This is a genomic window from Flavipsychrobacter stenotrophus (assembly GCF_002954265.1).
In the GTDB taxonomy this organism is placed as follows: domain Bacteria; phylum Bacteroidota; class Bacteroidia; order Chitinophagales; family Chitinophagaceae; genus Flavipsychrobacter; species Flavipsychrobacter stenotrophus.
This window is the reverse complement of sequence record NZ_PPSL01000011.1, coordinates 16,135-28,533: the sequence shown is the minus strand read 5'-3', so window position 1 is coordinate 28,533 and position 12,399 is coordinate 16,135. Positions and strand designations below refer to the sequence as shown.

Sequence of the window (12,399 nt, the reverse complement as noted above, 5' to 3'; positions counted from 1 at the left end):
CTATTTGGGCTGTTAGTTGAATGGTTTATATTTTTATATTTAATTTATTTTTTGAAAATTGTCGAAAAAAATATACTTGTTATTTAATTCATCCATATTTTTACATTCCCTCATCTCTTGAAAAATAATTCCCACAACGCTAAAATCTAAACTTCTAATAAACTACACATATGCAGCATAAAGAGGGCTATGTAAGCCATGAGATCGAACATGGAATTGCAACTATCGAATTTTTCCACCCCGCAAGTAATTCATTACCTGCGGCCATACTCACAGACCTTGCAAAAACTATTAATGATATAGGAATTGACAACAGAGTGAAGGTTATTGTTTTGCGCAGCGCTGGCGACAGAGCTTTTTGCGCAGGAGCATCTTTTGAAGAGTTAATGGCTATAAATGATGTAGCTGAGGGCACTAAATTTTTTAGCGGATTTGCTCATGTTATCAATGCTATGCGCAAATGCCATAAGCTTATCATAGGCAGGGTTCAGGGCAAAGCTGTTGGTGGCGGAGTTGGTATTATAGCGGCTACCGATTATGCTATTGCTACCGAAGAATCTTCTGTTAAGCTTAGTGAGCTGGCAGTAGGTATAGGCCCCTTTGTTGTAGGCCCTGCAGTGGAGCGTAAAATTGGTGTGTCAGGTTTTTCTCAACTGGCTATTGATGCCACGGAATGGCGCTCTGCAGAATGGGCTAAAAGGCATGGTTTATACTCTGAGATCCATAAGTCTATATCTGATGTAGATGATTCTGTAAATAGTCTTGCAGACAGGTTGGCACATTCCAGCCCCGACGCTATGGTGCAGTTGAAAAAAGTATTTTGGCAAGGTACAGATCATTGGGACTCATTGCTGTCTGAACGTGCCGCTATCAGTGGCCGCCTGGTGTTGAGTGATTTCACCCGCAATGCTATCAATGCATTTAAAGCAAAGCCCGCAAAGGCATAAAATATCAAACTATAAATAGTTATTTAGGGCAGGGAGCAAATATTTGCTCCCTGCTTTTTTATAATGGTTTGGTCGGTTTATTATAAAACAGGAATACATTTTCCAGCCATTTTACATTTGCAATTTCCAAATCGTCATTCAGCATTTAAGCCGTTTGGAATAATTTCCACATTTCCACATTTCCCCATTTTAACATTGCGAAACGTTACTTTTGCACCATGTATACGCTGAAGAAAAGTCTGGGACAGCATTTTTTACACGACGAGGATATGTGTCAGAAAATTGTTGCCCTTCTTGATGTAAAATCCGGAATGAATTTGTTGGAAGTAGGCCCTGGTGGCGGCGCTATCACAAAGTACCTCATACAGCTGCCTGATGTGATCTTTAAGGCCATAGAAATAGACACGGAGAAGATAGATTACCTCAATAAAACATATCCGGCTATAGCAGGTAAGATCATCAGCAAAGACATTCTGCAGGCAGATATTCCCTTTGAAGGTAATTTTAGTGTAATCGGCAATTTTCCTTACAATATATCCTCTCCTATCTTGTTTAAAATACTAGACTGGGAGCCTCAGGTGCAGGAGGTTATAGGTATGTTTCAGAAAGAGGTAGCAATGCGTGTAGCTGCCGGTCCTGGTAGCAAAACCTATGGTATTTTAAGCGTGTTGATGCAGGCGTTTTATAAGGTGGAATTTATGATCGAAGTGCATGAAAATTCTTTTACGCCACCACCAAAGGTAAAAAGCGGCGTACTCAAATTCACCAGCCTGCACAATCCTCATAACATCAATGATAAAAGGAAATTTAAGATACTGGTAAAGGCCGCTTTTGGTCAGCGCAGAAAAACCTTGCGCAACGCGTTAAAGAGTGTTGTACCGGCAGCTGCACTGCTAGAGCCAATAATGGATAAGCGTGCGGAACAGTTGTCTGTACTTGATTTTGTGGGTCTTTACGAACGATACTTTTTATGATAGGACAGAAGGGTAGGGTACTAATAGCAGCCCCTGTACATGAAGTATTAATAGAAGGGCTTATAGCTGGGGGATATACATGTGATGTGCACGAGCACATTACGCAATCTACGGCGCATACGCTTGTAGGTGATTATGTCGGCATTATTACATCTACCCGCCTGCAGCTGGATAGTATATTGCTTGATCTGGCTATTAACTTGAAATGGATAGGAAGAATGGGGTCGGGGATGGAAGTGATAGATGTTTCCTATGCTACCCGAAAAGGGGTGGAGTGCTACAGTAGTCCCGAAGGGAATTGTAATGCTGTTGGTGAGCATGCCGTAGGTATGCTGTTGGACCTGAACAGGCGAATAACCATCAGTAATGGAGAGATGAAGCATGGATTGTGGCTAAGAAATGAGAATAGAGGGATAGAGCTGGAAGGGAAGAACATTGGCATAATCGGATTTGGACATACAGGCCGGGCTTTTGCAAAAAAGCTACAGGGTTTTGATATGACTATATATGCATATGATAAGTATATGGTTGCGGATACCCCATCATATGTGATAAATGCCACAACAATAGAAGAAATATTTTCAGTTTGTGATATTATTAGTTTTCATGTTCCGTTACAGGAAGATACTGTCGAGTATTTTAATTGGGAGTTTATTTTAAACATGAAAAAAAGATTCACTTTGATCAACACGTCAAGAGGGCAGGTTGTTAACACAATAGACCTCTTAAGGGGTATAAAAGAGGGTAGAATATCGGGTGCCTGCCTCGATGTTTTTGAGCAGGAGCCAATTTCTGCCATGAATGAAGAGGTAAAAAATGCCATGGCCGAACTGATGATTATGAATAATGTTATTACCACTCCGCACATTGCAGGTTACACTTTTGAAGCTTTATACAAGATGAGTTATGTACTACTTATAAAGATAACTAGTTGAAAATCAAAAATAAATAAAATTAAAATATATTAATTTAAATTTTCTTTGGCTATTAATTTTGCCCAGAAAGTACATGAGACGGTGATTATTTGTACGTGTATTGAAAGTAAATAAGTGTGTGCATTTCACTTGTGGTATTTGTATATTTTTTATCGGTTACTTTTTAATACTTTCTGTCGATACTTTCTATTTATTTCTTTCGCTTTTAGAGATTAAAACAGGTGGTTAGCCTTTGGCTAATTCCTCCATTGAGCAATTATTTTTACTTTTTTGTGATTTTTTTTGTTTTTACCCAAGTTTTTCTGCTGGTATTTCGTCTTTATGTTAGGAGCTTTTAACACAAAATTGATTTTCTGTTAAACTTGTGAATAAAAGGGGGAGAAAATATATTTCGGAACTGGCCTATTTTTAACGTTTTTTTTTATCTTTACGCCCTCATTTGATAATAATTTATTAATTCGAATATGAATCGGACATTACGTTATCTGCTATTACTCGTTTTTATTGGGCTGTCAGGGTCAGCCATTGCTCAGGAGATTCTGGGTACTGTTACCGATAATAAGAAAGAACCGCTGGTTAGTGCGTCGGTGATGGTGAAGCAAGGGGGTATCTTGAAAGGGGGTACGGTAACTGACTTTGATGGTAAGTACAGCATAAAACCATTAGATCCAGGGTATTATGAAGTTACAGTAACGTATCTTGGCTATCAGACCCAGACTGTCGAAAAGGTGATAGTATCTCCGGGTGAAAAAACAGGTCTTAATTTTTCATTGAAAAGTAGTGCCGGCGGTTTAGAACTTAAGGTTGCAGTGGTAACAAGTTACAAGAAACCATTGGTAGACAAGTACAAACACTCTACCACACTCACCTCAGATGAGATAAAAAACAAGCCAACAACACAAACTGTTGACCTTGTAGCTCAAACTCCTGGTATCTATCAGCAAAAGCGTGGTGGTGGCCTGAACTCAGACGGTGGTCGTAGCTCTGGTAACCTTTATGTAATTGATGGTGTACAGGTACAGGGTTCACAAGGTATTGATATGGCACAGGGTGCTACTGAGCAGCTTGAAGTTATTTCTTCAGGTATCCCGGCCAACTATGGTGACGTATCTGGTGCGGTTATCAACATCACATCGAAGGGTGTTGCCCGTAAGTTCAATGGCGGTGTTCGTTTGCAGCATTCAATTGATGGTTACAGAAATAACCTGGTGTCGTTTTCCTTGGCAGGTCCGTTGTTGAAGAAAAAATTTGCCGATACTACCCGTAAGCCAGAACCTGTTATGGGTTTCTCACTCAGCGGTGACTACTACAATGATCAGAACAGGTATCCTTCTTACAACCCTGAATATGTAACTAAGGGCGACAAGCTCGCTGAGCTCCAGAAGAACCCATTGAAAATAGTTGCTGATAACAGTGGTTTGCCGGTTTACAACTATGCATCAAATTACATTACCCGCGACATGTTATCTACTACTCGTCGCCCACCTAATAACACTACACAGGAATTACGTTTAAATGGTAAGGTTGATTACAAATTAACAGACAACATGCGCGTTGCTGCAGGTGGTATGTTCGATTACACAAAAAATGACCTTTACAGCAGAGCCAGAAATTTGTTTGCGCCTGATGCAACTCCGGTACAAAATACTTACACTGGTCGTGGTTATGTTCGTTTCAACCAGAAATTTGGTAAGCAAGGTGGTTTTGATACTGGCAAGCACAGCATCATTTCTAATGCAGCTTACTCAGTACAGATCGATTACCAGAAATTATATCAGAACGTTCAGGATCCCGTGTTTAAAGAAAATATCTTCAACTATGCTTACATAGGTAGATTTGACAAACAATATCAGGATTTCTACCTGCCAAATCAATATGATTCAATCAGCGGCAGAAGGGGTACAGTATTGTTAGGCTCTATTCCTACAGGTATCAACTTTACAAGGTCAGAATTGAATCCGGGTCTTGCGAATTACACTACTCAGTTCTACAATTCAATTGGCGACAATCACCCTGCTACTATCAATCAGTTGCAATCAAGGAATGCATTGGCTAATGGTGATGAGCCTGCTTACACATATGGTCTGTTCCTCAGCCCTGGTGCTACTCAGAGCTACTATTCAAACTTTACATCTAATCAGTATGCGTTATCTGTAGATGCCCAGTTCGACCTTAAGATCGGAAACATCAAGCATGGTATAGAATTTGGTTTGTACTATCAGCAGCGTATTCAGAGGTCTTACAGTGTAAGTGCCAACCTCAACGGATCTGGTACAGCATCGCTCTGGCAGCAAATGAGGCAGCTGGTGAGCAGTAAGGACAATGGTAACTTGTCTTTGGATAAGAACAACCCGATCTTCATAGTTAACGGCAAGCATTATACATTGGAAGATGTAACTAACGGTGCCGTTATTCCTGGCCCTACAGATACGATCATGTATAACTACAAGAACGCTGTTCAGACTCCATTCGACAAGAACCTGAGAAAGAAATTGGGTTACAACAGTACACAGGATATCAATATCGACGCGCTTAGTCCTTCAACATTCTCTCTGGATATGTTCTCTGCCGATGAGTTATTGAATAGCGGTAATTCTTTTGTAAACTACTACGGTTATACTTACACCGGTGGTGCGCAGAATGGTACGGTTAACTTTAATGATTTCTGGACTGCAAAAGATGCTAACGGTAACTACACTCGTCCTATTGGTGCATTCAGTCCTAACTATATAGCTGGGTATGTATTGGATAAATTCGAGTACAAAAATATCCTCTTCAATGTTGGTGTTCGTGTAGAACGTTATTCAGCTAATACTAAGGTGTTGAAAGATCCGTATTCTTTGTATGAAACAAAAAATATCAGCGAAACTTCAGGAGCAGGTAATCCTTTGGGTCATCATCCTTCAAACCTTAGCAATGAGTCTGTTGTTTATGTGAATGACAACTCTTCAACTAACCCACAGATCATTGGTTACAGAAATGGCAATAACTGGTATGATTATACTGGTAAGTACATTGAAGATCCATCAGTTCTGAAAGATTATTCTAACGGTCGTGATCCTCAGCCTATGTTGGTTGACAACAAGAAGATCACAGATGCTGATTTCAATGCCAACAAGTCATTTACAGATTACAATCCGCAGGTTACAGTTATGCCACGTATTCAGGTAGGTTTCCCTATCACAGAAAACTCTAACTTCTTTGCGCATTATGATGTGTATGTTCAGCGCCCTTACCCTACAAGTTTGGGTATCGCTACAGCTTATGATTACTATTACCTTAACCAGAATTCTAACCAGATCATCAGTAATGCTAATCTGCGCTCACAGAAGACTTTCGACTATGAGTTAGGTTTTGAACAGGTTATTGGTAAATCAGCTGCTTTAAAGATCATTGGTTTCTACAAAGAGCGTAAGGATATGATCACAGTTCAACCTTACTTGTATGCATGGCCTACTACTTATTACACTTACGGTAACCGTGACTTCTCGTCTACTAAGGGTGTGAAATTGAATTACGACATGCGTGCTACCAAGCATTTAACAATGAACATTGCTTACACATTGCAGTTTGCAGAAGGAACAGGTTCTTCTCCATATTCTACCAATGGTGGTGGTGGTGGTCAGATATCTCCACAAGGTTTGTTGCAGAGCTTCATCGAAGCTGGTTTGCCTAACCTGCGTTATATATCTGCTCTCGATTACGATTCTCGTCACAACATCAGCGCTAACTTCGATTATCGCTTCAAGAAGGGTGAAGGCCCTGTAGTTGGTAACAAACACATCTTCGAAAATTCAGGCCTTAATCTGGTTGGTAGAACAAGAAGCGGTGAGCCTTTCACCAGGTTTGCAAATGCCCAGGGTAACACTGTAATTGGTGGTATCAATGGTTCTCGCCTTCCTTGGCACTTTGGTATGGACGCACGTATCAATAAAGATTTCTCATTCAGTTTTGGTAAAAAATCTAAGGATGCAGAAGTTGCAGGAATCAGAAGCGGAAGACCTCAGAACTTGTCAGTCTTTATCTACTGCCAGAATCTGTTGAACACGCGCGAAATACTTGGAGTTTATGGTTACACAGGCCGTCCTGATGATGATGGATTCCTTACATCTTCATTTGGTTTGCAGAAGATACCTCAGCAGGTAAATCCTCAGTCTTATATTGACCTTTACAAGATCAATACTAACTCTCCGGGCAATTACAACTATGCGCGTACTATAAACTTTGGTCTGGAATACAATTTTTAATTTCTAATTTCATTATAACTTTATTAAGTTATGAATATCTCGAAAAAAATACGAATTGCGGGAACCCTTTCTTTAATTGGCATACTAGGGGTTAGCGGGCAAGTTAGCGCTCGTGAGAATGTTAACTCAACCGGTCATAAAAGTCAGTTGAAGACAACGCTTACAGGTTGTCAGCCAGCTGTGTCGGCAATTGACCTTGACATTAATAATGTTAGAGCAAGGTTGATGACCGGTGGTGATATGTGGTGGAATATCGGTCTTGAAGTGGCCGCTTATGAGATCCCTAAAAATTCTGGTAAGAGTTCGCAGTTCGCTGCTTCTTGCTGGATCGGTGGATTTGATAAGCAGGGTCAGCTAAAGGTTGCCGCACAGACTTACCGTCAGGATGGTAATGACTATTGGCCGGGTGCGCTCGATGTAGTTACTGCGAAGATCACTTCTGATGATTGTGCTAACTGGGATCGCTTCTGGAAAATAGAAAAATCTACTATCAATAAATTTATTGAGCTGTCAAAGACAGGTGGTAACGTAGATGGTTCGGAATTTGACGCTATTCGTCAATGGCCGGCATCTGGTAACGCAGCACACACTAAGGGTGCTAATGGCGGCCCTCTTACTTTAAGTTCGTCGTCAAGCTATGCCCCTTTTGTCGATCTTAATGGCAATGGTAAATATGATTACGCTAATGGTGAGTATCCCGATATCAGAGGAGACCAGTATATCTGGTGGGTAACTAATGATGCAGGTAACGTAAAGCAGCAGACTCAGACTTCTGCAATGGGTATAGAAGTGCAGACGTCTGCATTCGCTTACTCTACTCAGGACTTCCTCAATAATGCTACTTTCTGTAATTACAGGGTTATCAATCGTGGTTCACTCACAATCGACAGCACATACATTGCCGTATGGGATGACTGTGATCTTGGTTACTACAAAGATGACTTTATTGGTTGCGATACAACACGTGGTCTGGGTATCATGTACAATGGTTCTTCAAGCGATGGTCAGGATGGTGGTTATCCGGTAAATAGCTATGGTGCTAATCCTCCACAGATAGGTCTTGACTTCTTTCAAGGCCCAATCCGTCCGGTTAAACGCCCAGGTATGAGCGACACGTTCCTCCGCCTCAAGATGACCAACTTTACTTATTACAATAATGAACAGTCGGGTAACCTCGCTAACCCATCAAACGGTGTGCAGATATATAACTATATGACTGGTTCTGTAAAATTTGGTGACCGTTTCAGAAATGACTTTAAAGGTCCTGGTGTTACTTCAACGGGTTTTGGCGATGGCCCTATTACTAATTTCGTATTTACTGGCGACCCGGGTGATAGAACTACATGGTCTGAGTGCTCTTGTGATAACCAAAGAAATGACCGTCGTTTCATATTCTCTTCTGGTCCTTTCCAGTTGCTTCCGGGTGCTACCAACGATATTACTTTTGGTTGCGTTTGGGCGTCAGGTGTAGGCGGTTGTCCTAACACAGATTTCAAAACTATCAAGAGTATTGATGATGGTGCACAAGCTTTGTTTGAAGCAGGCTTTAAAACTACAGAAGGTCCTGAAGCTCCACGTTTGGTAGTTCGCGAACTAGATCGCAGGTTGGTATTCTACATGATCAATGATTATGGTAGCAATAACTATGCAGAAAACTACGGTCGTTTAGATGGTGCGTATAAGGATTCAAGCAAATATCATCAGGTAGTTTCAAAAGCGAAGGCTGAGAATGTTGCGGATACACTTTACAAATTTGAAGGTTACCGTGTATTCCAGTTGGCTAATGCTAACGTAACTTCTGCTGAAATTTTCGATCCTACCACAGGTGAGGTTGATAACTCTAAGGCTTATGAAGTATTCCAGTGCGACCTTTCTAACAAGATTACTAAAATTGTTAACTATTCAAAAGTTACTTCTGTTAGTGATACTTCATGGGTTCCTCACATCAAGGTTGTTGGTAAGGATAGTGGTATTGCTCATAGCTTCCAGATCACTCAGGATCAGTTCTCTAAGGTTGCTGATAAGGCTTTGATCAACTATCACAATTATTATTTCGTTGCCATAGCCTATGGTTATAACAACTTTGCTCCTTTCAATTCTCAGGGCCCTAACTACAATAAGACACAGGATCAGCCTTACATTGGTAGTGCACATGGTGCTGGTGGTATAAACATCCCAATTGCGGTAGGTATGCCTAATCCGGCAAATGGTGCAATGGGTACTACTTTGAATGCAGACTTTGGTTCAGGTATCATAGTTACTCGTGTACAGGGTTTAGGTAACGGTGGTAATGTTGTTGAATTGAGCGATGCCTCAAGTGATACTATCTTACATGATACTACTATCACCAGAGCGGTTTACAATCAGGGTCAGGGTCCGATTAACGTAACAGTTGTAGATCCGGTTAAGGTTCCTGCGTTGGATTGGGTTTTCCAATTGAATGGCCCATTGTCTGGTTCTAACCTGAGCGTCGATGCTACATGGTCTTTGACCGCGAAGAAAAATGGTGCAGTTGTAGAAACTATCTACAGCGAAAGAAGCATCAACTCTATCAATGAGCAGATCATTGAAAAGTATGGTTTGTCAGTTAATATTAAGCAAGCTAATGCCCCGGGCGTTGAGCAGGATAACGGTAACGGTTATATAACTTCTAATGTTGTATTTGCTGATAAATCAAAGCCTTGGTTAGCTGGTGTTTCCGATCAGGAAGATAGTAGCTTTGCTAACTGGATCAGATCTGGTAATAAGCAGAGTTATTCTCCTACCTACGGTACTGGCAATCCATGTGATTTTAATGACAATAAGCTGGATACTTTCCAGGTATATGAGAATATGTTCTCTAACTTCACTCCATTGAACAAAACATGGGCTCCTTACCCATTAGCTGCTCCATTCTATGGTAAGCACTATGGTAGTGGTACATCATGCGGTTTCCAGATAGCGTTTACATCTGCTAATCAGAATTCTGCTACCATGGCTCAGTTACCCGATGTGAATCTTGTATTTACTGATGATAAAAGCAAGTGGACAAGAGTATGTGTTGTTGAAGAACAGGAAGATTCTATGCTGGCTGAAAATCATGGTAACAAATTTTATCTGAGAAGGCATGCTGGTTGGAATGGTGATGTAGATGCAGCTGGTCGTGCTGTTTATTCCGACAATTCAGAAGACAGAAGTATGTCATGGTTCCCAGGTTATGCTATCGATCAGGTTACAGGGCAAAGGTTGAATATCGTATTCGGTGAAGATTCATACCTCGGTCAGGACAACGGTGCTGATATGATCTGGAATCCTTCTGGTAACATCTTCAGCCCTTATGATAACTCTGCGATATTTGGTGGTAAGCACATCATTTATATCCTGGGTACTAAGTATGATGGTGATGCTGACTTCGTAGCTAAGGTTAAGGCTTCCGCACCATCAAATACACAACTTAGATTAGCATATGCATTGGCTCGTTGGGTAGGTTTCCCTACAGTTAATCCGGCATCGCCGCTGAAGAGCCTTAAAGAGGGCTTGATACCTACCGAAACTACATTGAGATTCAGGGTTAATCGTCCATACGCTCCGTACAGAACGAATACTGACACAGCTGATATGATCAACCTTGCAGCAGGTCGTACTGCTTGGCCTTACTATACATTCAGTACTTCTCAATTGGCTCCATCTACCTTGGCCGATAATCCTGATAAGAGTGGTTTATTGGATAGGATAAAGTCCGTGCCTAATCCTTATTATGGTTACTCTGGGTATGAAACTAGCCGTTACGATACTAAGGTGAAGATCATCAACTTGCCTGCTCGTACTACTGTTCGTATCTATTCACTTGATGGTACGCTTGTTCGTACGCTTTCAAAGAGCGATCCAAACACTTCTTACATTGATTGGGATGTTCGTAACTCTGCAGGATTACCTATTGCAGGTGGTATGTACCTGATGCATGTTCAGGCTGAAGGTATGGGTGAAGTTATCCTGAAATGGTTCGGTGCTATGCGCCCGATAGATGCAACAACTTATTAATCTCATTTACAGGCGGGGAGCACTGCTCCCTGCCAATAAATATACAACAAGCATATAAATATGAAAAAACTTTCAAATAGCACTCTTGTTGCCATCTGCGCTTTGGGTATTTCTTTTACTTCATTTGCTGGTAACAAAGATCGTATAGGTCAGTCGGGTGCACCGGAGTTAATTATTAATCCATGGGCGCGTACTACAAGTTTGTTCGGTAACAACGGTTCTTTTGTTGGTGGTTTGGAAGCTATGAAATGCAATATTGCAGGTCTTGCTGCCGATAGCACTACTGAAGTGGGCGTATCTCATGGCGTTTATCTGTCAGGATCTGGCATCAACATCAATAATCTTGGCGTTGCGCACAATATTGGTCATGACAATGTTATTGGTATCAATATCATGTCTATGAGCTTTGGAGATATACCGGCAACCGATTATTTCAATCCCGATGGTTATGGTACCTATCATCCACAATACCTTAACGTACAGCTTGGCTTTGCTCGCCAGTTCTCAAAGAACATTAATGCTGGTTTCGGCATGACCTATGTGTCTGAGCAGATCAACAATATCAACGCATTGGGTCTAGCCTTCGAAGGTGGCATCCAGTATGTGACCGGTAAGAAAGATAATTTCCATATTGGTGTTACACTACGTAATCTGGGTACTAACATGAAGTTCTCTGGTACCGGTTTTGCTATCAATGCAGATCAGCCACAGTCTTCACCAGGGTATACTATTTCTGTTAACTCTCCTTCAGATAAGTTCAGTATGCCTACTTACCTCAATCTTTCTGCCGCTTACGATTTTTACCTCGATGAAAATCACGTTCGCAACGCAGACAGTTTGCCAATGCATAAGCTGACTATCATGGGTAGCTTCACTTCAAACTCATTCATCAATGACTATATAGGTGTTGGTGCATCTTATACCTATAAGAATATGTTCAGCCTTAACGCTGCTTACAGGTACGAAAAGGGTATCGGTAATGCCGAAAATACAACTACAATGTATGTTGGTCTTTCTGCAGGTGCTACTGTTCAAACTCGTATTGGAGCTAATGGTCCTTCTTTAGCTATTGACTATTCATACAGGCCAACTCAGCGCCCTGCAAATGGTGTGCATATGATATCACTTAGGTTCACTCGCGCAGGCAGTGCATCTAAAGATGAAGAATAAGCAATTTTAGCCTTATTAAGGTACTTTATTAGTTATATTTCCGTATTTTTGTTGTGCAACGCTTCTGTAAAAGGGAGCGTTGTATTTTTTTTCTATTTACAATAAA

General features: G+C 41.0%; 6 protein-coding genes. All 6 read left to right on the top strand.

Features of this window, described 5'->3' with window-relative positions; genetic code table 11:
• Positions 1-170 precede the first annotated feature (170 nt).
• The 6 genes from CJD36_RS22085 (at position 171) to CJD36_RS22060 (ending at position 12,293) form a co-directional block, all read left to right on the top strand.
• Complete coding sequence (locus CJD36_RS22085) at positions 171-947, top strand: enoyl-CoA hydratase/isomerase family protein (protein ID WP_105041385.1); 777 nt, start codon at positions 171-173, stop codon at positions 945-947.
• A gap of 218 nt (positions 948-1,165) precedes the next feature.
• Positions 1,166-1,921 carry a 16S rRNA (adenine(1518)-N(6)/adenine(1519)-N(6))-dimethyltransferase RsmA gene (gene rsmA / locus CJD36_RS22080; RefSeq protein ID WP_105041384.1) on the top strand — a complete coding sequence of 252 codons (756 nt, stop codon included), beginning with the start codon at positions 1,166-1,168 and terminating at the stop codon, positions 1,919-1,921.
• The gene (locus tag CJD36_RS22075) at positions 1,918-2,856 is read left to right on the top strand and encodes an NAD(P)-dependent oxidoreductase (protein WP_105041383.1); all 939 of its coding nucleotides are present in this window, start codon (positions 1,918-1,920) and stop codon (positions 2,854-2,856) included. The genes rsmA and CJD36_RS22075 overlap by 4 nt, the downstream gene beginning before the upstream one ends.
• Positions 2,857-3,320: 464 nt before the next feature.
• Positions 3,321-7,103 (top strand): TonB-dependent receptor, encoded by a 3,783-nt coding sequence (locus CJD36_RS22070; RefSeq protein ID WP_105041382.1) that lies wholly within the window; start codon positions 3,321-3,323, stop codon positions 7,101-7,103.
• 30 nt (positions 7,104-7,133) lie between these two features.
• Positions 7,134-11,123 (top strand): hypothetical protein, encoded by a 3,990-nt coding sequence (locus CJD36_RS22065; RefSeq protein WP_105041381.1) that lies wholly within the window; start codon positions 7,134-7,136, stop codon positions 11,121-11,123.
• Between the two features lie 60 nt (positions 11,124-11,183).
• Positions 11,184-12,293 (top strand): PorV/PorQ family protein, encoded by a 1,110-nt coding sequence (locus CJD36_RS22060; protein ID WP_105041380.1) that lies wholly within the window; start codon positions 11,184-11,186, stop codon positions 12,291-12,293.
• Positions 12,294-12,399 lie beyond the last annotated feature (106 nt).

What these genes read in the sequence shown, in the direction of transcription:
- CJD36_RS22085 (WP_105041385.1), top strand. Translation starts at nt 171, where the DNA reads ATGCAGCATAAAGAGGGCTATGTAAGCCATGAGATCGAACATGGAATT.
- rsmA (WP_105041384.1), top strand. Translation starts at nt 1,166, where the DNA reads ATGTATACGCTGAAGAAAAGTCTGGGACAGCATTTTTTACACGACGAG.
- CJD36_RS22075 (WP_105041383.1), top strand. Translation starts at nt 1,918, where the DNA reads ATGATAGGACAGAAGGGTAGGGTACTAATAGCAGCCCCTGTACATGAA.
- CJD36_RS22070 (WP_105041382.1), top strand. Translation starts at nt 3,321, where the DNA reads ATGAATCGGACATTACGTTATCTGCTATTACTCGTTTTTATTGGGCTG.
- CJD36_RS22065 (WP_105041381.1), top strand. Translation starts at nt 7,134, where the DNA reads ATGAATATCTCGAAAAAAATACGAATTGCGGGAACCCTTTCTTTAATT.
- CJD36_RS22060 (WP_105041380.1), top strand. Translation starts at nt 11,184, where the DNA reads ATGAAAAAACTTTCAAATAGCACTCTTGTTGCCATCTGCGCTTTGGGT.